17 protein-coding genes, 2 tRNA genes and 2 pseudogenes are annotated in these 22,257 nt (G+C 44.5%); 9 read left to right on the top strand and 12 right to left on the bottom strand.

The genetic code is table 11. From position 1 onward, the window contains the following. Entirely contained in the window at positions 1 to 585 is a 585-nt protein-coding gene (locus BDI_RS08645) for a nitroreductase family protein (RefSeq protein ID WP_008779572.1), read from the bottom strand. Positions 586 to 614: 29 nt separating this feature from the next. Then, positions 615 to 2,903, bottom strand: a complete 2,289-nt coding sequence (locus BDI_RS08640; RefSeq protein WP_011966573.1) for a cation:proton antiporter — start codon at positions 2,901 to 2,903, stop codon at positions 615 to 617. A gap of 98 nt (positions 2,904 to 3,001) precedes the next feature. On the opposite strand from BDI_RS08640, the gene BDI_RS08635 reads away from it, so the two are divergent. Both BDI_RS08635 and BDI_RS08630 read left to right on the top strand, forming a co-directional pair. Continuing rightward, a complete protein-coding gene (locus tag BDI_RS08635) occupies positions 3,002 to 5,020 on the top strand; it encodes an alpha amylase C-terminal domain-containing protein (RefSeq protein ID WP_009017118.1) in 2,019 nt (672 codons plus the stop codon). A gap of 22 nt (positions 5,021 to 5,042) precedes the next feature. Then, a complete protein-coding gene (locus BDI_RS08630; RefSeq protein WP_005858180.1) occupies positions 5,043 to 6,020 on the top strand; it encodes a type I phosphomannose isomerase catalytic subunit in 978 nt (325 codons plus the stop codon). A 74-nt stretch (positions 6,021 to 6,094) separates the two neighbouring features. Here BDI_RS08630 and BDI_RS08625 read toward each other — a convergent pair whose 3' ends face one another. From BDI_RS08625 to hcp, 4 genes are read right to left on the bottom strand one after another with little or no spacing between them, the layout of a single operon-like run. Continuing rightward, positions 6,095 to 6,667 carry a DNA-3-methyladenine glycosylase I gene (locus BDI_RS08625; protein ID WP_005858179.1) on the bottom strand — a complete coding sequence of 191 codons (573 nt, stop codon included), beginning with the start codon at positions 6,665 to 6,667 and terminating at the stop codon, positions 6,095 to 6,097. Between the two features lie 11 nt (positions 6,668 to 6,678). After that, positions 6,679 to 7,617, bottom strand: a complete 939-nt coding sequence (locus tag BDI_RS08620) for a ketopantoate reductase family protein (RefSeq protein ID WP_009017119.1) — start codon at positions 7,615 to 7,617, stop codon at positions 6,679 to 6,681. Between the two features lie 49 nt (positions 7,618 to 7,666). After that, positions 7,667 to 8,524 (bottom strand): pyridoxamine kinase, encoded by an 858-nt coding sequence (locus tag BDI_RS08615; RefSeq protein ID WP_005858177.1) that lies wholly within the window; start codon positions 8,522 to 8,524, stop codon positions 7,667 to 7,669. Positions 8,525 to 8,579: 55 nt separating this feature from the next. Continuing rightward, a complete protein-coding gene (gene hcp / locus BDI_RS08610; RefSeq protein ID WP_008779576.1) occupies positions 8,580 to 10,226 on the bottom strand; it encodes a hydroxylamine reductase in 1,647 nt (548 codons plus the stop codon). 114 nt (positions 10,227 to 10,340) lie between these two features. Between hcp and BDI_RS08605 the strand changes: the two genes are divergently transcribed. From BDI_RS08605 to BDI_RS08595, 3 genes and pseudogenes are all read left to right on the top strand, one after another. Then, entirely contained in the window at positions 10,341 to 10,985 is a 645-nt protein-coding gene (locus tag BDI_RS08605; RefSeq protein WP_005858175.1) for a Crp/Fnr family transcriptional regulator, read from the top strand. Positions 10,986 to 11,072: 87 nt separating this feature from the next. Next, positions 11,073 to 12,032, top strand: coding sequence for a hypothetical protein (locus tag BDI_RS08600; protein ID WP_008779577.1), 960 nt, complete (start codon positions 11,073 to 11,075; stop codon positions 12,030 to 12,032). Positions 12,033 to 12,269: 237 nt separating this feature from the next. Continuing rightward, positions 12,270 to 12,564 (top strand): annotated as a pseudogene (locus BDI_RS08595) (hypothetical protein); the annotation flags it as partial. Between the two features lie 64 nt (positions 12,565 to 12,628). On the opposite strand, the gene BDI_RS08590 reads toward BDI_RS08595, so the two are convergent. Together BDI_RS08590 and BDI_RS08585 are read right to left on the bottom strand one after the other, a co-directional pair. Continuing rightward, positions 12,629 to 13,219, bottom strand: coding sequence for a Crp/Fnr family transcriptional regulator (locus tag BDI_RS08590; protein WP_009274915.1), 591 nt, complete (start codon positions 13,217 to 13,219; stop codon positions 12,629 to 12,631). Continuing rightward, positions 13,216 to 14,565 carry an MATE family efflux transporter gene (locus BDI_RS08585; RefSeq protein WP_011966572.1) on the bottom strand — a complete coding sequence of 450 codons (1,350 nt, stop codon included), beginning with the start codon at positions 14,563 to 14,565 and terminating at the stop codon, positions 13,216 to 13,218. The genes BDI_RS08590 and BDI_RS08585 overlap by 4 nt, the downstream gene beginning before the upstream one ends. A 158-nt stretch (positions 14,566 to 14,723) precedes the next feature. Between BDI_RS08585 and BDI_RS08580 the strand changes: the two are divergent. Further along, positions 14,724 to 15,514, top strand: a pseudogene (locus tag BDI_RS08580) (EamA family transporter). An 80-nt stretch (positions 15,515 to 15,594) separates the two neighbouring features. Here the strand turns inward: BDI_RS08580 and BDI_RS08575 are convergent. Both BDI_RS08575 and BDI_RS08570 read right to left on the bottom strand, forming a co-directional pair. Continuing rightward, positions 15,595 to 15,682, bottom strand: a tRNA-Ser gene (locus tag BDI_RS08575). A 1,148-nt stretch (positions 15,683 to 16,830) separates the two neighbouring features. Beyond that, positions 16,831 to 16,915, bottom strand: a tRNA-Ser gene (locus tag BDI_RS08570). A gap of 192 nt (positions 16,916 to 17,107) precedes the next feature. On the opposite strand from BDI_RS08570, the gene trxA reads away from it, so the two are divergent. Both trxA and BDI_RS08560 read left to right on the top strand, forming a co-directional pair. Next, complete coding sequence (gene trxA, locus BDI_RS08565) at positions 17,108 to 17,581, top strand: thioredoxin (protein ID WP_005858169.1); 474 nt, start codon at positions 17,108 to 17,110, stop codon at positions 17,579 to 17,581. 84 nt (positions 17,582 to 17,665) lie between these two features. Then, positions 17,666 to 17,998, top strand: coding sequence for a CGGC domain-containing protein (locus BDI_RS08560; RefSeq protein WP_005866270.1), 333 nt, complete (start codon positions 17,666 to 17,668; stop codon positions 17,996 to 17,998). An 82-nt stretch (positions 17,999 to 18,080) separates the two neighbouring features. Here the strand turns inward: BDI_RS08560 and BDI_RS08555 are convergent, their stop codons facing one another. Continuing rightward, entirely contained in the window at positions 18,081 to 18,629 is a 549-nt protein-coding gene (locus BDI_RS08555) for a 30S ribosomal protein S16 (protein ID WP_005858168.1), read from the bottom strand. 345 nt (positions 18,630 to 18,974) lie between these two features. On the opposite strand from BDI_RS08555, the gene BDI_RS08545 reads away from it, so the two are divergent. Further along, a complete protein-coding gene (locus tag BDI_RS08545) occupies positions 18,975 to 20,612 on the top strand; it encodes an ABC-F family ATP-binding cassette domain-containing protein (protein ID WP_009274918.1) in 1,638 nt (545 codons plus the stop codon). On the opposite strand, the gene BDI_RS08540 is transcribed toward BDI_RS08545, so the two are convergent. After that, a complete protein-coding gene (locus BDI_RS08540) occupies positions 20,609 to 22,090 on the bottom strand; it encodes a DUF3943 domain-containing protein (protein ID WP_005858165.1) in 1,482 nt (493 codons plus the stop codon). The genes BDI_RS08545 and BDI_RS08540 overlap by 4 nt on opposite strands. Between the last annotated feature and the right edge of the window lie 167 nt (positions 22,091 to 22,257).

The raw sequence follows: 22,257 nt of genomic DNA, 5'->3' as shown, positions 1-22,257 counted from the left end.
TTACCAGCCGTTGTGATGGATCTGTTGGACGTTGTATTTGTTTTTGGGAGTCTCTTTCTGCATGGGGTATCCCACAGGTATGACGTTCAACGGCATGATATGATCCGGTAGCCGAAGCTCTTTCCGGACGATCTCGATCCGGTCCGGATAGGGGTAAACAGCCGTCCATACGGCTCCCAATCCCATGGATTCGGCGGCAAGTAGCAGGTTTTGCGAGGCGGCGGAACAATCCAGAAACCAAGCGTTGGAGGATTTGATCGTATCGCCGCAAACGACGATCGCTTGCCTTGTCTCTTTCAGCATCCGGGCGAAGGGGAGACCTTCGGCCATTGTGTCCAAGGCTTTCCGGTCGGTTACGATAATGAATTCCCAAGGTCGCCTGTCACGGGAGGAGGGGGCGGCCATTCCGGCTCGTATCAGTTTGTCTATCTTTTCCTTTTCTACCGGGCGATCCTTATACTTACGTACGCTTTTGCGATTGAGTATCGTTTCCAAGGTCTGGTTTTCCGGTTCCTGCCGCTGGTTCCCCGTAGAGGAGCAGGCCATGAGGAAAACGGTGATCAAGAAGAAAAGACAGATTCTCATAAAGACGGATTTATATGGTTTATAACGGATTATTTACTTAATATCAACGTAGAAGGCATCTTCTGCAAGGCTTCTTTCCGGTGCTCGGAGACATCGTTCCATGTCTTATAACTGATCAGCATGAAGTTGAAGCCGTTGAAAGACTGGGGCGTAAGGTCTTTTTCTCGTAGAAGCGTGGTCTGCTTCACGTCTTCCGTGAATCGCAGGATTCCTTCCTTGATCACCTCGTTCCCCGGGGTCGTGCTGCTGGATTTATCAAGTACGCTGGCCGAGCCGTGTGTAGACTTCAATAAGGTCTGGGCATATCCCAACAGGAATAAATCCTCCTCGGAATCGATGACCACGATCACGTTCGACGCCTTGACGAAATTCCGGTTCACGAATACACCTACCGGGCAATTGCTTTGCTCGATAAACATCTTCGTCTTGTCTTTCAATAAGGCACCCGGATAAAACCAAGATTCCGGAGCCTTGAAGCGTTTGAAATAACGGTTGTAGAAAGAGGCCCGGTAATGGCTTGCCGCTATATCATCCGGTGTGTTGCTCATCGATATCCCGGAACCGACCAGAAGGAAATCATACCCCTCATTGTTTACGATGCTACAAATATCCACTCCGGCGTTGTTCGATACCTCGTAGCGGGTCTGTATCTGAATGCCCAGCTTCTTGGCCCCGTAAAGGATCGGGCCGAAGCTGACTTCCTCGAAATTATCCGTGTGTAACGGGTTTACGTCCGAGCCAACCGTTAAGTGCAGCGCCGTCAGCTCCAGCTTGTTTTTGCCTTGGGCGAACATCTGGTAGGCTACGTCCAGCATGATCTGTCCATTTCCGGCTCGTCCGAAGGACAACAGTACCTTGAATATTCCCTCCAATGGCATTCTCTCTTTTTGCTCCATCAGCTTGTCATGCGTCCGGTAACAGAATTTGATGAATGAGACCAACGGTGTTGTCATAAAGGTGGTGACCAGCGTCATTAGCACTAAGATCACGAATACGGAAGGTGTCAATATCCCCATCTCGTACCCGATCGTCAATACGACCAGCTCCATCAACCCGCGGGTGTTCATGAGTGCCCCTATGTATAGGCTATCCTTCCAGCTCTCACCCACGAATCGGGCGGAGAACATCGCTCCCCCAAACTTTCCCGCGATGGCCACGATTATGAAGATAAGGCATAGCCACCATAACTCAGGCTTGTTTAGAAGACCTATTTCCGTACGTAATCCGGTGGATACGAAGAATAAGGGAAGAAATAGCGCAAGGGATACATCCTCTACTTTCTCGGTCATGATCTTGCGGAATTTGACATTTCCCGGCATCACCACCCCTGCGATAAAAGCGCCGAACAAGGCATGCAATCCCAATATCTCAGTCAGATAAGCCGAGGTGATCAATAGCAAGAAGATGAAAGCGACCAGCCCCTTGTCGATTACCTCCTTGTTGTGGTAAATATGTCCGATCATCCGCAGGAATGGCCGCACCGCCAAAAACATAAACACTATGTAAAGGACTGAGAATAAGATGTTGTAAACGGCACTTAGCATCGAACCCGCTTGTGCGATCGCTATGACAACCGCTAGCAAGCACCATGCGGTGATATCCCCATTCGCCGCGCTTGCCAACGAGATGGTACCCAAATGTGTCTTGGTAAGTCCTTTCTCTTGGATAATACGTGCCAATACGGGAAAGGCGGTAATACTCATGGCGATACCTATAAACAAGGCGAAAGAGAGGAAAGGCGTACTCTTATCCGCATATTTGTCGTACACGAAATAGGCGGTCAGCATACCGAAAAAGAAGGGGACGATCGTACTGGTATGACTGATTAAGATCGTCTCTTTCAGCTTTTTCCTTACCTCGGAGATATTAAGTTCCATCCCGATAGCGAACATAAAGAGTATAAGTCCGAATTGACTCAGCATATTTATATTCACCAACGATTCCACAGGAAAAAGGAAGGCGGAAGCCTCCGGGAATAAATTGCCTAATACGGACGGCCCTAGCACGATTCCGGCAACGATCTCGCCGATGACGGTGGGTTGCCCGATCTTCTGGAATAACCAACCGAACAAACGGCACGTAAGCAATATCGTGATGATTTGTAAAAGCAGAATTCCTATGGAAGACTCGATATTATGTACTAATAATTGAGTAAATATGGTAAATCCCTCTTCTAAATTACTAGGTGCGTTTTGAATGGACGCAATCGAATTTTCCAGTTGCTGACTTTCCCCTTCTTTGGCGATAAAGTACATCAGCGAACCGAAAATGAGGATCATCATTAGGTAAAAGGCTATACTTTTTGTTCCTTTGCTCATCTTTATACGGTTTACCGCGAATATAAGAAATATCCTAATATTATCAATGGGTATGTTTTTTTCTTTTATCTTTGCCGAGAACCAAATTATAATAAATCATGGAGTCTCTAAATCTGATAAAAAATGACCCGTGGCTGGCCCCTTATGAGGCGGCTATAGAAGGCCGGTATCAATACGTGATTGATAAAGAAAAGAGCTTGACGAATAATGGTAAACTAACTTTATCCGAGATGGCTTCCGGATATCTTTATTTTGGGTTACACAAAACCACGAAAGGCTGGGTGTTCCGTGAATGGGCGCCGAATGCTACCGCTATTTATTTGATCGGAACATTCAACGGATGGCAGAAAGATAATAAATACAAGCTTAAACGTAAGGCGAATGGCATATGGGAGATCGCTTTGACCGATGCGCAGATGTGTCATGAGGACTTGTTTAAGTTGCTGGTCGAGTGGGACGGCGGTAGCGGAGAACGTATTCCCGCATGGACTCGCCGGGTGGTGCAAGATGAGCAATCTAAGATATTTAGCGCTCAAGTATGGAACCCGGAGAAACCTTATAAATTCAAGAATAAACGATTCAAACCTAAGAAGTCTCCCCTTTTGATCTACGAGTGCCATATCGGTATGAGCACTAACGAGGAGAAGGTGGGGACGTATAATGAATTCCGTCAAAATATATTGCCTCGTGTAGCGAAGGATGGTTATAACGCCATTCAGATCATGGCTATACAAGAACATCCTTATTATGGATCGTTCGGCTATCACGTAAGTAGCTTCTTCGCTGCCTCTTCCCGTTTCGGTACGCCGGACGAGTTGAAACAACTGATCGACGAGGCGCACGGGATGGGTATCGCCGTGATCATGGACATCGTACATAGCCACGCCGTAAAGAACGAGGTGGAGGGATTAGGCCGCTTTGACGGTTCGTATGACCAATATTTCCTGAGTGGCGAACGCCGTGAGCATCCGGCATGGGATTCCCTGTGCTTCAATTATGGAAAGAACGAGGTGCTTCATTTCTTATTGTCGAATTGTAAGTTCTGGCTGGAGGAGTATAAGTTCGATGGTTTCCGTTTCGACGGCGTGACCTCCATGCTTTACTACAGCCATGGCTTGGGCGAGGCTTTCTGTAATTACGGCGATTATTTTAATGGCCACCAAGATGGCGACGCTATCGCTTATCTAACCTTGGCCAATAAATTGATCCATGAGGTGAATCCGGGCGCTATAACGATCGCCGAGGAGGTGAGTGGCATGCCGGGTTTGGCAGCCAAGGTCGAAGATGGTGGTTATGGCTTTGATTATCGCATGGCCATGAACATCCCGGATTATTGGATCAAGACGATCAAGGAAAAGAAGGATGAGGATTGGCATCCGTCTTCGATCTGGTGGGAGACGACGAACCGTCGTGCCGATGAGAAGACGATCAGTTATGCCGAGAGCCACGATCAAGCCTTGGTGGGTGATAAGACGATCATCTTCCGCTTGATCGACGCCGATATGTATTGGCATATGCAAAAAGATGACCATAATTTCATGGTAGATAGAGGTATCGCCTTGCATAAGATGATCCGTTTGGTTACGGCTTCTACCATTAATGGCGGTTATCTGAACTTCATGGGAAATGAGTTTGGGCATCCGGAGTGGATCGACTTCCCAAGGGAGGGCAATGGATGGTCTTATAAATACGCTCGCCGCCAATGGAATTTGGTGGACAACTTGGATTTGAAGTACCATTTCTTGGGCGATTTCGACCGTGAGATGTTGGAATTGATCGGGGATGTGAAGAATTTCCAAGATACCCCTATCCAGAAGGTTTGGGATAATGATGGCGATCAGATATTGGCTTATATGCGTAAAGACTTGGTTTTTGTGTTCAACTTTAGCCCGACGAAATCGTTCACGGATTACGGTTTCTTGGTTCCGAAGGGAGAATATGAGGTCGTATTGAACACTGACGCTACCCGTTTCGGGGGGTTTGGCTTGGCTGATGATACCATAAGGCATTTCACGCAATTTGATCCGTTATATAAGAAAGAAAAGAAAGAATGGCTGAAACTTTATATCCCGGCACGTAGCGCCGTCGTATTAAGGAAAGTGAAGGTCAAAAAGTAAAACTCTATACACAAAACACGTTATGTTATATCCATTTACATTTAAGCCGATCCTCAAGAAGGTGATTTGGGGCGGTTCAGATATCTGCCCGTTTAAGGGTATTACTCCGGTTGAGAATGGTGTAGGCGAGAGCTGGGAGCTTTCTCATGTTGAGGGAAATTATTCTATTGTCGATAATGGCGAGTTGGAAGGCAAGTCTTTGGATGAGTTGATCCGCTCTTATGGCAAGGAGTTGCTGGGAGAGAAGGTGATGGAGAGATTCGGGACGACTTTCCCGTTGCTAATCAAGTTTATCGATGCCCGTGATAATTTATCTATTCAAGTTCACCCGGACGATGAGCTGGCGAAAAAGCGCCACAACTCTTTCGGTAAGACGGAGATGTGGTATGTGATCAAGGCGGAGAAAGGCGCTGGCCTATATTCCGGTTTCTCTGAGCAAATCGACGCAGAGGAATACGTGAAACGGGTGGAGAACAATACGATCATGGATGTGCTTCAACGTTACGACGTAAATGAAGGTGATGTATTTTTCTTGCCGGCGGGACGTGTGCATGCGATCGGAGCGGGTTGTTTTATCGCAGAGATCCAGCAGACTAGTAATATCACGTATCGTATTTACGATTACAACCGTAAAGATGCGAACGGTAATGGCCGTGAGCTGCATACGGAATTGGCGAAAGACGCGATCGATTATACGTTGTATCCGGATTACCGTACTCACTACAAAGGTCATACGAATGCCACGGTAGAGTTGGCGGACTGTAAGTATTTCACGACAAACCTTTTGGATCTGGATACGATTATGGTTCGTAATTTCTCGGAACTGGATTCTTTTGTCGTTTATATCTGTATGGCAGGCAAGGCTTCCATCCGTGATAATAAAGGAAACGAGATCTTTGTACACCAAGGTCAAACTGTCTTGATCCCTGCGGACACGGAGGTAATAACCATCTCTCCGGCTCCGGGCGCTAAGTTCATGGAGACTTATATCGGTCAATAAGATCGATGCGCTAAATAATAATGAGGGGGTGTGTCAAATCTAATAAACCGGACTTTTGACACATCCCCTTTTTATTATCCTTTCCTGCAAACGCAGTCTATCAGATGATCATTGATAAATCCCGAAGCCTGTAGGTGGGCGTAACAAATTGTAGGTCCGAAGAATTTGAAGCCCCTCTTCTTCATGTCCTTGCTCATGGCTTCGGATTCAGGCGACGTGACAGGGATCTCGCTCAATGACCGGAATGTGTTGATAATCGGTTTTCTGTCGGGAAAGAATGACAGGGTGTAATTGTAAAAGCTGCCGAACTCCTTTTGTATGGCGAGGAACAGCCTTGCGTTTGTGATTGTGGATTTGATTTTCTGGCGGTTTTTCACGATACCCTCAAACCGCATCAACCGTTCAACATCCTCATCGGTCATTTGCGCTACCCGTTCGGTGTCGAAGTCACAAAAAGCCTTACGATATCCCTCACGCTTCCGAAGGATTGTTATCCAACTCAATCCGGCTTGAGAGCTTTCCAATACAAGAAACTCGAACAGTGTTTTATCGTCAGTCACCAACTTTCCCCACTCTTGATCGTGGTACGCCATATACAACTCGTCAGTTCCGCACCAACCGCAACGCCCGTTTATTAGATCTTCCATAATGTATGATATTACTGATTTTTCGGATAGGGATAAAAAGACAATCCGTTATACATAAATCGATAAGTAGGGACATCAACGCCGAGCTTCTCCGCTTGACGAATAACATATCCGGTCAATGTTTCCAACTCTGTTTTTTTCCCGGCGAGAAAATCACTATGCATGGAAGTCGTGGAGCCGGCCGGCATCATCTTTTGCGTCTCGATGGAAGTATAGACGATGTCATCGGGTAAACTGACTCCCATAGCCTCCGCTACGCTTTTTAATTCCGTACCCAAAGCGATGAATAGATCAATATGTTGGGCTAGTACTTCATCAATGGGCTGGTTGAAGAAACTCGTAGCCGTAGCCGCCGTAGAGATCATGAAGAATTTCTTCCAGATGCGTAGGTCTATATCCGCTGGATTAAAAGCGTTTAACCGGGCATACATAAGTAATTTAAGCAACTCGGTTTGCTTATCTTTGTTTGCATCTTTGTTGCCGAAGAAAATACGTTCCTTCAAGGAGAATTTCTCGACAACACCCGGCTCTGTCAAGCGGGAACCGATATAAACACATCCTTTCCAGACCTCTTGTCCGGGTAGTATATTATGGATTCGTTCTTCGATATCCAATCCGTTTAGCAAGGGGATGATAACGGTCTTAGGTCCGATAACAGGCTTTAGCTGCTGGATGTTTTCTTCTAGATCGTAACTTTTTGTACAACAGAAAAGGTAGTCTACCGGCCCTATCTCGGCGGGATTATCGGTGGCTAGTGCCGGAGCCGTATGGATTGTCCGGATGCCTAGTTGCATTTGTAAACCTTTTTCACGGATAGCCTTTAGATTTTCTCCACGGGCGATAAAAAAGATATCTGCTTTTATTGTTCCTTGATAGCGGGCGGCGACCATACCTCCGTAATAACCACCCACCGCACCGATACCAGAAAACGCTATTCTTAATTTAGCCATACTATTATATTCCTTTTATTTGCAAATATGAGAAAAAAAAGGCTCTCATTTATATCAGTTTCAGTTCTTTTAGTAAATCCGGAATGGATTGTTCGAAGTTCACGCCAAAGCGATAATCCGTTTGCGCCTTGAATGTTCGAAGAATACTTTCTGCCGTGAAGCGAACGGCTATTTCCGCAGATCTCTCCAAGTTGAAATTATTTAACAAACCGGACAGTAAAGCACTTGCGAAAACATCTCCCGTACCATGATAATAACCGGGTATTTTCTCTGTTAAAACATACTCTGTCGCATTTCGTTCCATATCGAAAGTGGCGGCTCCCAGTTCTTTCTCGTCGAAATAGACACCGGTCAAGACAACTTGCTTAGGGCCTAGCTGACTTAGCTTATGTAAAATACCATCGATATAAGCTTTGGTATAGGGACCTGCTTGGTAGGGTTCGCCCAACAATAATGCGGCCTCCGTCAGGTTCGGCACGATAATATCCGCTCTTTCACAAAGGGATCTCATTCCTTTCGCAAATTTAGGGGTGAAGATCTTGTACAGTTCTCCGTTATCGCCCATGACAGGATCGACTAGAATCAGGTTATCTTCCCGCTTGAAAAGGGAGAAGAACTCTTTTACGATATCTAATTGCTCGAAAGATCCAAGAAAGCCGCTGTAGACGGCGTCGAAACGGATATCTAATTCTTTCCAATGCTTCATGAACGGACGCATATCTTCCGTCAAGTCTCTATATGTATAGCCGAGAATACCTCCTGTGTGTGTAGAAAGTATGGCCGTAGGTAAGGCGCTTGTCTCTATTCCTGCCGCCGAGAGGATCGGGAGGGCAACTGTCAATGAACATTTGCCGAATCCCGATAGGTCATGAATGGCGGCTACTCTTTTTTGTTGTTCCTTATTCATCTTGAATCGATTAAAATGTGATAGGAAAACAAGAGCGGATCGGTAAAGGTTTATTTTACTTTCCTAGAAATAGTTCCATGTCTTCGTCTACACTACCTATTCCGGCGATCCCGAAATTATCGACCAATACTTTGGCTACATTCGGCGACAAGAACGCTGGCAATGTCGGTCCTAAGTGAATGTTTTTTACGCCTAGGTAGAGTAGGGCGAGTAATACGATTACCGCTTTTTGCTCGTACCATGCGATATTGTATGCGATAGGTAATTCATTGACATCATCCAGCCCGAAGATCTCTTTTAACTTGAGGGCGATCATCACCAATGAGTAACTGTCATTACATTGTCCGGCATCTAATACCCGTGGAATACCTCTGATCTCCCCCAAAGGCAGTTTGTTGTAACGATATTTGGCACAACCGGCGGTTAATATGACGGTATCTTTCGGTAATTTCTCGGCGAATTCGGTATAGTAGCTACGGCTCTTCATTCTTCCGTCGCAACCTGCCATGACAAAGAATTTACGTATCGCTCCTGATTTTACGGCATCGATAACCTTGTCGGCTAATTGGAATACCTGCTCATGAGCGAATCCACCGATGATTTCCCCGTGTTCGATTTCCGTTGGAGGGGCGCATTTCTTTGCGTGTTCGATTAACGCAGAGAAATCCTTAGAGCCTCCGGGCTTACGATCGGCGATATGTGGGAATCCTTCGAACCCGGTAGAGCCGGTCGTATAGACCCGATCGGCATAAGTGGCGGAAGAACGGGGAGGGACAAGGCAGTTGGTCGTAAACAGGATAACTCCATTGAATGTCTCGAAATCGGATGTTTGTTTCCACCAGGCGCTACCGTAGTTTCCTACAAAATGCTTATACTTCTTGAAAGCCGGGTAATAATGTGCGGGAAGCATCTCGCCATGTGTATAGACATCTATGCCTGTACCTTCGGTTTGTTCCAGCAAGTCTTGAATGTCTCTCAAGTCGTGCCCACTGATAAGTATACCCGGGTTCTTTCCTACGCCGATATTCACTTTCGTAATTTCCGGGTTGCCATAGGTGGAAGTATTCGCTTTATCTAATAAGGCCATGGCTTTTACTCCGTATTCGCCGCAGGTAAGTACCCATTGGGTTAAATCGGCGACAGTCAGGTCTGATCGAGTCGTCGCTACCAAGGCATCTTGCATAAAGGCATAGAGGCTGGTATCCTCGAAACCTAGGTTGTAAGCGTGCTCCACGTAGGCGGCCATACCTTTAACCCCATAAGTGAGTAATTCGCATAGAGAACGGATATCCTCGTTTTCTGTGGCAAGAATACCTACTTCTTTCGCTTTGACCTCCATTTCCTCTACTTTATCCGATTTCCAAGTCAGACAGTCGCAGGTTAAGGAAAGATGGATTCCCAGTCGATGCAATTCGTTGAGAAGGTTCTCCCGTAGCTGATAGGCTTCCTTGATCTTTGAGACGAACCTGGATGAATCGAAATTGGCGTTTGTGATGGTCATGAAAAGTCCGTCTACGATAAACTTATTGGCCGTGGATGATTCCACGCCTTGTTTGCGTAAAGTCGTTGTTAATTTGGAGATTCCCTTCATTAAGTACATCAGTAAATCTTGTAATCCGGCCACTTCGGCGGTCTTACCACATACACCTTTTAATGTGCAGCCCTTTCCTTGGGCGGTTTCTTGACATTGATAACAGAACATAGCTTTTATTTTTAAAGTTTATCGCGAATGTAGGGGGGAGAAGGTCGTTTAATCTGTAACAGTTGTTACACTCTTTGATTATTTTCTTTATCTTTATCCGCAAAAGGAAGTTTTATGAACCTGAGCTTGTGTCCTATTTGCGGAAAATTGTCTGAGGAAGAGCAAACCGCTCTTTTCAGTTCGTTGGATTATTCGACAAGGTCGTTTAAGAAAGGTGACTGGGTGGCTCGTCAGGGAGATGCCTTATCTTCGCTTTATCTATTGAGTAAAGGACGGGTAAAGACTGAGATGATCACCGAAAGCGGGACAATTCTGGAAGTGGAGACTTTATCGGCGCCTACTCCTTTGGCCTCCGCATTTTTGTTTGCGGAAAATAATCGCTTCCCGGTAGATGTTATCGCCTTGGAGGAATGCGAGATCATTTTAATACCTAAGAGTGCGGTGATGCGTTTGCTGGCGACAAACGAGCATTTTCTTCAAAGCTATATGGCTTTTAACGCCAACCGAACACAATTTCTTTCTGAACGTCTTCAATTATTATCGATTAAGACCATTAAAGGTAAACTGGCTTACTATATACTTAAACGTATTCAAGGAGACCATTATAAGCAGGATCGTAATCAAACAGAGCTTTCGGAATATTTTGGAGTGGCCCGTCCTTCATTGGCCCGTAGTTTCTCGGAAATGATAGAGGAAGGGGCTATTTCCCGGGAAGGGAAAATAGTTGATATGAATAAGCTGAAAAGCTACGTGCTTTGAAAATCCATCTACGAATGTACTTGTTCTCGAAACAACTTCCTCTCTATATATGTTACTAGAGTAGATGATTTTTCATTCGACATGGTTATGATGATAAATGAATTAAATACAGGCTTGATTGAAGCTTTAAAAGAAAAACTTCCCCCTAAGACAAATTTGGCGAATCTGTTGATGGATACCCTTTGTATTGGCAGAGAAGCCATTTATAGGCGCTTACGTGGCGAGGTTCCTTTCACCTTGGAAGAGGCAGCTCTTATCTCAAGGAAATTGGGTGTGTCATTGGATAAAATAGTAGGGGTTAGTTTTAGTGCCAATGCCGTGTTCGACTTGAATGTGGTAGATCACGATGATCCTTTTAATGCTTATTTTACGATCTTGTCTAGATATGTGAAGATCTTTAGGGCCTTTCAGGATGATCCTACTACGGCTTTGGGTACCTCTTCCAATACTATTCCTCAGACCCTTTATTTGAAGCATGACCTTTTGTCAAAGTTTCGTTTATTTAAGTGGATGTATCAGAATAAGCATATCCAATGCAATCATTTTGAGAATCTGAAGATGCCGGAAAAACTGGTTGATACCCAAAGAGAATTTGTATCGTTGACACAGTATATCCATTCTACGGATTATATTTGGGATAATATGATCTTCCATCATTTGGTCAATGACATTAAATATTTCTCCGATATCCATCTTATTTCCTGTGAGGATATACAACGTATCAAAGAGGAGTTATTAGTGTTGGTGGATGAATTGGAAGAACTTGCCATGAGAGGAAAGACCGAGGCTGGCAATAGTGTACGAATTTATGTATCGCATATTAACTTTGAGGCTACGTATAGTTATCTGGAAACAAGTTCTTTGCAGTTAAGTATGATACGGGTTTACTCGATAAATTCTATTACGACACAGGATACTGAGATGTTTAATAGCTTGAAAGACTGGATTCAATCTTTAAAAAAGTTCTCTACCATGATCTCCGAGAGTGGAGAGATGCAACGTATCCAGTTTTTCAATAGACAAAGGGAGATTATAAATACGCTTTAGGGTTTGAACCTGTTTCGATAAATGAAACAACCTAGATCTTCCGATTGCGCGATTCGAAATTTATAGGTGCTTTTTTAGTTTAATTTCGTTTTCTATCTTTTTCTGTCTGTGTTTGCTTTAATTAGAAAAGGAACAATTCTCATAGGCTTGCTTTATCGTACAAAACTATCGTTTACATGTTTTACATTTGCCAAATGTATCAAGGAATATTAATAGTTGGAAATAAGGTATAAGGCAATGAAAGATAGTATTGTAAATGAATTGATAACCGCAATGAAAGATAGGCTTCCTCCCGGACAAAATCTTGCTAATTTCTTGACGGATACTTTATGTATCGGGAGAGAGGCGGTGTACCGCAGGCTTCGTGGGGAGGTCGCTTTTACGATTGATGAGGTTGCGCAAATTTCCTGTAAGTTGGGATCAGATCATAGGAAATCACTTGTATAATAGAGTGACTTTCGATATGAACTTGCTCCGATCCGCTAATGCGATAGAAAGTTATTATGAGATTATTGATCGTTATTTACGGATTTAACGTATTGACTTTATGAAAAGTCAGAGGTTGGTTATCGATGCGTTATAAAAATGAAGAGGCTTTACACGATAAAGGTTAAAGAACTAGCTAATTTCGCCCGGATTCTACTTAAGGATTGAGCCGTGACACCTAGATAAGAAGCTATATATTTTAGGGGGACGGATTGGATGATTTCGGGCTGCTTGTCCAATAGAATGGCGTAACGTTCAATGGCGGTTCGTTTGTAAGAACTTAACCATGAAGTCTCGATCTCAAGCATAAAATTCTCTAGAATCCTTCTTCCGATATTTGCTAATTGCACGGAGGATTGAAATAGGATTTCTAGTTTCTGTTTGGATAGGCAATACGCCTCGCTTTCCGTAACGGCTTCTATGGTATAAAGAGAAGGAGAGCCGGAAGTATATCCCCATACCGGGAGTGCGATCTCGCTCTCCACGGCGAACCAAAAGGTATCTTCCGTCCCATCTTTAAATGTATAAGCCCGCCAGATTCCCTTGGATAAGATATACATATTCGTGTTTATCTCACCTTCATGTACGATTATATCTTTGGGGACAAACGACATCATCTCTGCGCTTTCCAGCAATAACCGCATGGCCTGCTCAGAGATTGAAAACCGTTCCATCACTTTCTGGCGAACTTCCTCTTTCATGCTCTTGTACGTTTCAATAGATAGTATACCACAATGATTACAAAAGTAATTAATTCCGACAAAGGTACGGCCAGCCAAATACCTTTAATTCCGCAGACAACAGGTAGGTACATGAAACTTAGGGTGATAATCACGATTCCTCGTAGAATAGTGAATAGCGTAGCGGGTTTGAAACGTTCTATGCTCTGGTAGTACCCGATACAAACGATATTGAGAGCGAAAAAGACATATCCCAAAGAAAAATAGGGAATGCCGGAGACCGCTATCTCGTAAGCGTTGCCATGATTACCGAGAAATAAGGAGGAGACTTCCGGGCAGAATAAAATAGTACCCACGCAGGCGAGTCCTCCGCACACGACAGCGCATAGCAGGGCTAACTTAAACGCCTGCCGTACTCTTTTCCACTGCTGTATGCCATAGTTGTAGCTTATGATCGGCTGGGTAGACTGGGCGATCGCATTGTTCACCATGAATACGATAGGAAAGCAATAACAGGCTACACTGTAGGCGGCAACCCCGTCTTCCCCAAGGTATCTCATGAATATATAATTACCCACCAGCATCATACAAGCGATAGCTGCCTCAGTTAAGAACGCGGAAGAACCAAGCTTTACCATGTATCCGATATTGCGGATTGTCAATAAGATACTTTTAAGCGAGAATTTAGGGCGGTAAAGATGTAATACTTTAGAAAAACCTACGATATAAACCACGATCATAATACTTCCTACGATTACGGAAATAGCGGAAGCTAAAGCGGCTCCCATTAATCCCCAATGCAATGGGAAAACGAAAATATAGTCTAATGTTAGGTTTATCAGGGCCGGGATAGCGCTGCATAACATGGCGTATGTAGGTGATCCGTCTAACCGGATAATGAATAACCCGATATTCAATAACATGTAAAAGGCAAGGAACGGGACGATCCAGTTCATATATTCCAATACGGAGGGCAATAATTGCTCGGAACTACCCAATAAAAGAGCGACCTCAGCACGGAATGTCATCACTAACAAGGAAAGCGATAACATAATACATAATGAGATCGAAAGCGCTTGCGTGATATTAATATTCGCTACCTTGACTTTCTGGTGTGAAAGGTGGATCGAGGCGACGATAGAAGCGCCTACTCCGAACATAAGCCCGATTCCGGTTGCTAACATGAAAAAAGGAGCCACGATATTTACCGCAGCCAAGGCGTCATTTCCTACGCCTCTTCCTACGAATATTCCATCGGCGATATTAATAGTGGCGGAAAGGATCATACCTAATAAGGTAGGGATAAACATCATACGGAACAACTTCGGAATGTTCATTGTTCCAAAATCAATACTGTCTTGCATCATCAGTTTCTTTTCTTTTTATTTTTGCGGCACAAAAGTAGGCTTCTCCATTTAGAAAAAAGTTACCATTAGGGTAAAAAACGGAGTATTTATCAAGTTTGAATTCGATAGCTTATATTTCCTTTGTACATTTGTCCATAATTAAATATTATAGTGACATAATGAAAGACGCATTTATAAAACTGCATATATCTATTATTTTGGCAGGTGCGACGGGCATATTTGGAAAATTGATTAGCTTGAATGAAGCCCTATTGGTCTGGTATCGTATGATGCTTGCGTCTTTGTTGTTTTTACTCGTTTTATCCGTCAGCAAAAGATTGAATCGAATTTCTTTCGGGGATGCCTTGAGAATAGGGGGAGTAGGGTTATTGCTGGGATTGCATTGGGTTTTCTTTTATGGGAGTATAAAGGCTTCGAATGTGTCTATTGGAGTGGTTTGTTTTTCTCTGGTAGGTTTCTTTACGGCTTTTCTAGAGCCATTGATTAATTGTCATAGAGTGTCTTTCAAGGAGGTTGTTTTTAGTTTGTTGACTTTATTTGGGGTGGTACTGATTTTCCATTTCGATACTCGCTATCGTTTAGGAATAGGTTTGGGTATTATATGGTAGGTGGCTTTATCGGGCTTTCCTGTATTTTACCGTTCTATTTGCGATATTTTCCTGTATCGACGATTGTTCCCGGGCTATTAGATTTTACTTATTTATTGCTTTTAGCTTCTGTTTGTACGATTGGTTTGTATTTACTTCAGATACAAGTCTTGAAAAAGATCTCTGCGTTCACGGTAAACTTGAGTTATAATCTGGAACCTATTTATAGCATTATCTTGGCTATGCTTCTTTTTAGTGAGGCTAAAGAGTTGAACGCCGCTTTTTATATAGGGCTAGGGGTAATAATATTGTCTGTCATCTTACAAACACTAAGTGTTATTCGATCAAACAAGAAGATTTAGTGTAGGTAACAAAAAATCTAAAAAGTCCCACAAATCGTTGGATTTGTGGGACTTGACTGCTCATTATCTGGTTAGTTCTGCGGAGAGAGCGGGATTCGAACCCGCGAAACCCTTTAGGGGTTTACACGCTTTCCAGGCGTGCCTCTTCAACCACTCGAGCATCTCTCCAAGGTCTTGTTGAAACCGGGTGCAAAGGTATTGATTTTTTTTGATTATGCAAGAGTTTCGCTTGCGAATTTACATAGAGATGCAATGTCTGGATGCGATTACTTGGCTCACCCGATATTTATTGGGGACAGACTTAATTCAAAGGGATAAGACAAGAATCGCGGATGTCAGCTTAATGCGATGAATGGTATCTTTTTGATTGAAATGCCTTCTTTTTCACGACACGGCTCTCTGGCTATAAAAGCCAACGGGCGTAAACGGGGAGCGCGAACAAGCTGCCACCACCGCTTTTTAACACGATAAGCGTCGCTTTTTAACGAATATATACGTATCAACCTACACATATGGCTGTATCAGCTCACACATATAGCAGTGTTAACCCACACATATAGTTGCGTCAAGCTACACATATAGTGGCGTAAGCCTACACATATATAGGCATCGGCCCTCAGATGCGGTAGCGTTGGGCATTATTACCGCCTAACGACCGTAAAACATGAACTAGGGTGAATTATTTCGACTGGAACGAAAGGCCGTTTTTCAGCAAACAGCTATCAAACAGAGAATTGCTGTTTTTTTCTCTCGAATTTGGAAGCGAGACTCACTTAGGTACGGAATAATCGATTCTCCGGGACTTCAGATTACAAGTTGTCAAAAAGACAAATGGGGCACTTGTATCTATAGTTCCTCTGCCATTTCCCGATAACCATCGGGGGAGAGACGGTTAATGTATAATTTATGCCTTGTCAGGTGAATAACTTACGGCTTGTCAAGTGAATAACTTACGGCTGGAGGTAGCCGTAAGCTTACGAGTCTGGAAGTGGTTAGTTATTCACTTGGGAAGCCTTTCTCAAGTGAGTTGGCCTGTTGATTAACAGGATATAAGACAGCGATTTATATGGCAATGGTTATCCCATGATCTCATCTGTTGGCCGACTTCTATATTTCTGTAGGTCGACTTGTCTTAGGTTGCCGGCTGAAATGAAATATAGATGAGCCTGAAGATACCCCCACTGATTATCGGGTGAGCCGAATTTTCTTCTGATAAGGCATTGGAGACAAGACTTATAGGTAATAAAAAAAACCTACAAATCAGCGATTTGTAGGTTTTTGTCCACTTACTCTCTTGTTTTGTTCAGTAGGTTCTGCGGAAAGACAGGGATTCGAACCCCGGGAACCTCTCGGTTCAACGGTTTTCAAGACCGCCGCAATCGACCACTCTGCCATCTTTCCAATATGTTTTGCGATCAAACGTTTCGTTTAATCGCTTTGCAAAGGTAGTCATTCTTTTGGAATATACAAGAGTCTTATGCGCTTTTTTTCTTTTTGTTTATTCTTTTCTTTTAAGAATAGAATGTGTGGGAATCCCCTTTTTATTGCTATTTTTGTAGCAAATAATTTATCAATCAAGTAAAAGGTTTCTATATGAGAAAGTTGAAAAGTTTATGGCTGGTTTCGGTTGTGCTGCTATTAGTAAGCTGCTCGATGTCCGCTAAATCAGATAAATCAAGTGAGGCTGGTACCGCCTCCAAGGGAGAGGTCGTTACTTTGAACAAGGCAGAGTTCTTGCAAAAGGTATTCAATTACGAGAAGAACGCAACGAAATGGGTATATGAAGGTGATAAGCCTTGTATCATCGATTTTTATGCGGACTGGTGTGGTCCCTGCAAGCAAGTGGCTCCTATTTTAAGGGATTTGGCTATCCTGTATAAGAATGATATCGTAGTTTATAAGGTAAATGTGGATAAGGAAAAGGAGTTGGCTGCCGCTTTCGGCATACAAAGTATTCCTACGTTCTTGTTTATCCCTAAGGAAGGACAGCCTCAGATATCGATGGGAGCTCTTCCCCGTGAGGAGTTTGTGAAACAGATCGATACTTTCTTGTTGAAGAAGAAGTAACACGACTTAGTTAATCATCATTTATAGATCGGAAAGCCGTAGAATTTTAGATTTTACGGCTTTTTTAATTGGGAGGGATGCTTTATGAAAGTAGGAATTATCAGATGTATGCAAACAGAGGATTTTTGCCCCGGTACTACTGATTTTAGGATGATCCGTGAGAAAAAGGGAGCCTTTGAGGGCGTAGAGGAAGATATTGAGATCATCGGGTTTATCAATTGCGGAGGTTGTCCCGGAAAAAAGGCCGTATTAAGGGCGAGGGAGTTGGTGAATAGAGGGGCGGATAGTATCGCTTTTGCTTCCTGTATCCAAAAAGGGACGCCGATAGGTTATGCCTGTCCTTTCGCCAAAAGGATGAAGGATGTTATCCAGAACGATTTAGGCGATGGCATCCGGCTGATCGATTATACGCATTAGGAAGATCCGGTAGCTGGTGGAAAAGGCATAAAAAAAGAGGGCATTGAAAAATGTCCTCTTTTTTATTTTGGCATCGCACGAATTATTCAGCGCTTTCAGTTGCCGGAGCTTCTTCAGCGGGAGCCGCTGCGGCTGCTTCCTCAGCTTGCTTAGCAGCTTCAGCTGCTGCCAATTCTGCTTTCTTTTTAGCTACGATTTCTGCTTTTGCCTTATTCGCTTCCTTTTCAGCCTCAAGACGTGCTTTAGCTTCTGCTCTAGCTGCTTCGCTGTCTTTTTCTTTGATAGCTTGTACGGAAGCTTGTTTGTTCTTCAACCAAGCTTGGAATTTCTCCTCAGCTGCGGCTTCGTCGAACGCACCCTTCTTAACACCTTCCAATAAATGCTTTTTCAAGCAAACGCCTTCGCGAGAAAGAATGTTACGAGTTGTGTCTGTAGGTTGAGCACCTACTTGTAACCAATACAAAGCTCTTTCGAAGTTCAAATCTACTGTAGCAGGATTAGTGTTCGGATTATAAGAACCTATCCTTTCAATAAATCTTCCATCACGTGGAGCCCTGCTGTCTGCGATCACGATTTGGTAGAAGGCGTAACCTTTACGACCGTGTCTTTGCAATCTAATTTTTGTTGCCATGTTTGAATAATTAATTTAAGCTGTTTGTATTAGCGGGTGCAAAGATAGGAGTTTCTGTTTATAAAACAAGCGTTTTGTTGGAAAATATGTGGATGCTTCTGCTTTTTTTAAAGGTAGTTTAAGGGATTAGTCCCTTATGCAATTGGTTGCCGACACCGTCGGCAATAATGCTGACGCTGTCGGAAATATTGCTGACGGCGTCGAAAATATTGCCGACGGCATCGGCAACCAATTTCTTCCTAGTCTTGCCCCGGAAAGATCGTATGAAATCTCCTGTACATCCCTAATGAAAGGGATTTTTCTTATCTTCGCGGCTTCATTATATTAATGTATTAAAATAAACATATGATTTCAGTTGACGGACTAACAGTAGAGTTTGGTGGAAGCGCCCTTTTCTCGGATGTTTCTTTTGTGATTAACGAGAAAGATCGTATCGCCTTGATGGGTAAGAACGGTGCCGGTAAATCTACCTTGTTGAAGATATTGGCCGGCGTGCGGGAGCCAAGCCGTGGAAAAGTGTCCGCCCCTAAAGATACCGTGATCGCTTATTTGCCGCAGCATTTGATGACGGAGGATGGCCGTACCGTTTTCGAGGAGACGGCGCAGGCTTTCGCCCATCTGCACGAGATGGAGGCGGAGATCGCCGAATTGAATAAGCAACTGGAGACTCGTACGGACTATGAGTCGGATAGTTATATGGAGCTGATCGAGCGGGTCTCTACCTTGAGCGAGAAATTCTATTCCATAGAGGAGATCAATTACGACGCCGATATAGAGAAAACCTTGTTGGGACTGGGTTTCAAACGGGAGGATTTCGACCGGCAAACCAGTGAATTCAGCGGTGGCTGGCGTATGCGTATCGAGCTGGCGAAACTACTGTTGAAGAAACCGGATGTCCTTTTGCTGGATGAGCCGACGAATCACTTGGATATCGAGTCTATCCAGTGGTTGGAGGATTTCTTGATCGATAACGGTCAGGCCGTAGTGGTGATCAGCCACGACCGTGCGTTCGTGGATCATATCACGACTCGTACGATCGAGGTGACGATGGGCCGGATTTATGATTATAAGGTAAACTATAGCCAATACTTGCAATTACGGAAGGAACGTCGTGAGCAACAACAGAAGGCTTATGACGAGCAACAGAAGATGATAGCCGAGACGAGAGAGTTCATCGAGCGTTTCAAGGGCACGTACTCCAAGACCTTGCAGGTGCAGAGCCGTGTGAAGATGCTGGAGAAACTGGAGATCTTGGAGGTGGATGAGGAAGATACCTCGGCTTTGCGCTTGAAGTTTCCGCCTTCGCCTCGTTCGGGCTCTTATCCGGTGACGATCGAGAATGTCTCGAAAGCGTATGGCGATCATACGGTTTTCCGAAACGCTAATCTGATGATCGAGCGAGGGGATAAGATCGCTTTCGTCGGGAAGAATGGCGAGGGTAAGTCTACCTTGGTGAAGTGTATCATGAAAGAGATCGAGCATGAGGGGACGTTGACGCTGGGGCATAACGTGATGATCGGTTATTTCGCCCAGAACCAAGCCTCCCTGCTGGATGAGAATCTTACGGTTTTCCAGACGATAGACGATGTGGCGCAAGGCGATATCCGTAATAAGATCAAGGATCTGCTGGGTGCGTTCATGTTTGGCGGCGAGAACTCGGCGAAGAAGGTGAAGGTGCTTTCCGGTGGCGAGCGCACACGTCTGGCTATGATTAAGCTATTGTTGGAGCCTGTGAACTTGCTGATTCTGGATGAGCCGACAAACCATCTGGATATGAAGACGAAGGATATCTTGAAGCAGGCGTTGCTTGACTTTGACGGGACGTTGATCGTCGTATCCCACGACCGTGATTTCTTGGATGGGCTGGTCTCTAAGGTCTATGAGTTCGGAAACCAAAAAGTGACGGAGCATTTGGAAGGCATCTATGAGTTTATGCAGCGCAAGAAGATGGAGAATCTGCGTGAGCTTGAGCGGAAGAATTAAATCCTCCACCCAAGCGTCAGCATAATATCATACGTGGAGCTATCTATATCTTTATGATACTTATAATGGGTACGGCGGGAGAAATAACGATTTCGCAACGCAATATTCCATTTATGCTTGGACATATAGGCTAAGGTGGTGGAAAATACCGTTAAACGTGCGTTGCCGGCATCGCCTTGTACGTTTAACTTTGTAGGGTCCACCGCATTCCAGTCTATATCCGGCTCGTATCCTTTCCATGTGAAGATATGGTAGTTCTCCAAATCGATCAAGAACGCCCAGCGTTTATCGTAGGCCAATCCGGTAAACGCTTTCACGCTATAACCGCTTCCCAGATTATAATCTCTCTCTTCCAGCCGGAGGTAATCGGAGATGCTTGCGCCCAAGGCGACTCCTGTTCCGTATAATTCGGCGTAAACATCTACCTTATTGTCCGGCGTGCCTCTTTTGTAATAGATCAATCCACCACCGACCGCCGCCGCTTCCGATATGCGGTAGGGAGCTACCGTTTGGGAACTATTGGATTTTAACTCGGAATCATAGTAGTCGAAATGCTGAAAGATTCCAGCGGCCAGACTACGAGGGCCTTTACTCCAGACCTGTTTCCCCCAGATAGCCCCAACGGCATTGACTTGGCTGATGAGCGGCTGGCTCGAAAAGAAATCGAACCCGGCCTTCAACTGAAACCATTCATAGGGCGAATAGAAATCATCATTGAAAGGATCTCCATAATCCAACCTGAAGGATACGTGCATGCTCGTAGTGCCATGCTTGGAGCCTTCCTGCTCGGCAAGGAAGCGAGGACCAACACCCACGATGAAGTTTACGGGAACCGAGGTGTAGACACGCCCCTTGGAGCTGCTGTGTCTCCAAGCTTCTCCCGTGATGATACGATTGATCGCCCGCATCGGAGATATCAAACCGGATAAGATCTCCCGTCCCACACGTTCCGCCCCGTGGGAGCGGTTGTCGATGAATAAGTCGGAGAGCCGGTAGGTAATCTCACCTAATTCTATACCGCCGAAAGAGGTGGCAAGCATGTCATTGATGGAGGGCGGTTCCGTTTCCATAAAGAATTCCCACATTAGGCTGCCTCCCGCCGCGAATGGAATGGATTGCCAGAAATTCAGTCCATTGCTACGGGCCGCGTTGAAATATAACGATCCGTGATAGGGATGGGCGACCAGATTGGTAGAGAACTTATCCGTGTCCCAAACAGGCCCCGTCTTGAAGTTTTGCTTAATCGTATGTCCGTTTATCTTCGCGAAATCCTCGTTCATTAAGAAACGGTCGAAAGTCCAGACGGCCATGTTCATTCCGAATACCTCGCTTGCTGCCAACCAAGGGCGGCGTGGAATGAAAAGGGCCGTGTCGCTCACGTAATTGCGGGCATCCATCTGAGGGAAGTGTTGCCCCCACATCCATTGGCTGGATAGCAGACAGATCAACCCGATCAACATGCATTTTTTCATCCTCATCTAACTCAATTCTCTTTTGTAAATAAAAATCAATAGGTTACGGTTATAACCACTCCGCAAACTTATATATAATAAACATTAAGGGATTCGTTTGGTTTAAATTATTGTTAGGTATTCTTTCTATAAATGCTGTTATTTGCGAACTATTCCGTATTTTTGCGAAAAAA

This window comes from Parabacteroides distasonis ATCC 8503 (assembly GCF_000012845.1).
GTDB lineage: Bacteria > Bacteroidota > Bacteroidia > Bacteroidales > Tannerellaceae > Parabacteroides > Parabacteroides distasonis.
Note: the sequence above shows the minus strand (reverse complement) of the source record. Positions and strands in the feature narration are given on the sequence as shown.

Excerpts from the sequence above, each read along its gene's own strand:
- BDI_RS08645 (WP_008779572.1), bottom strand. The coding sequence starts at position 585 with ATGAGAATCTGTCTTTTCTTCTTGATCACCGTTTTCCTCATGGCCTGC.
- BDI_RS08630 (WP_005858180.1), top strand. The coding sequence starts at position 5,043 with ATGTTATATCCATTTACATTTAAGCCGATCCTCAAGAAGGTGATTTGG.
- BDI_RS08545 (WP_009274918.1), top strand. The coding sequence starts at position 18,975 with ATGATTTCAGTTGACGGACTAACAGTAGAGTTTGGTGGAAGCGCCCTT.
- BDI_RS08605 (WP_005858175.1), top strand. The coding sequence starts at position 10,341 with ATGAACCTGAGCTTGTGTCCTATTTGCGGAAAATTGTCTGAGGAAGAG.
- BDI_RS08590 (WP_009274915.1), bottom strand. The coding sequence starts at position 13,219 with ATGAAAGAGGAAGTTCGCCAGAAAGTGATGGAACGGTTTTCAATCTCT.
- hcp (WP_008779576.1), bottom strand. The coding sequence starts at position 10,226 with ATGTTCTGTTATCAATGTCAAGAAACCGCCCAAGGAAAGGGCTGCACA.
- BDI_RS08555 (WP_005858168.1), bottom strand. The coding sequence starts at position 18,629 with ATGGCAACAAAAATTAGATTGCAAAGACACGGTCGTAAAGGTTACGCC.
- BDI_RS08600 (WP_008779577.1), top strand. The coding sequence starts at position 11,073 with ATGATGATAAATGAATTAAATACAGGCTTGATTGAAGCTTTAAAAGAA.
- BDI_RS08560 (WP_005866270.1), top strand. The coding sequence starts at position 17,666 with ATGAAAGTAGGAATTATCAGATGTATGCAAACAGAGGATTTTTGCCCC.
- BDI_RS08625 (WP_005858179.1), bottom strand. The coding sequence starts at position 6,667 with ATGGAAGATCTAATAAACGGGCGTTGCGGTTGGTGCGGAACTGACGAG.
- BDI_RS08620 (WP_009017119.1), bottom strand. The coding sequence starts at position 7,617 with ATGGCTAAATTAAGAATAGCGTTTTCTGGTATCGGTGCGGTGGGTGGT.
- BDI_RS08635 (WP_009017118.1), top strand. The coding sequence starts at position 3,002 with ATGGAGTCTCTAAATCTGATAAAAAATGACCCGTGGCTGGCCCCTTAT.
- BDI_RS08585 (WP_011966572.1), bottom strand. The coding sequence starts at position 14,565 with ATGATGCAAGACAGTATTGATTTTGGAACAATGAACATTCCGAAGTTG.
- BDI_RS08540 (WP_005858165.1), bottom strand. The coding sequence starts at position 22,090 with ATGAGGATGAAAAAATGCATGTTGATCGGGTTGATCTGTCTGCTATCC.
- trxA (WP_005858169.1), top strand. The coding sequence starts at position 17,108 with ATGAGAAAGTTGAAAAGTTTATGGCTGGTTTCGGTTGTGCTGCTATTA.
- BDI_RS08640 (WP_011966573.1), bottom strand. The coding sequence starts at position 2,903 with ATGAGCAAAGGAACAAAAAGTATAGCCTTTTACCTAATGATGATCCTC.
- BDI_RS08615 (WP_005858177.1), bottom strand. The coding sequence starts at position 8,524 with ATGAATAAGGAACAACAAAAAAGAGTAGCCGCCATTCATGACCTATCG.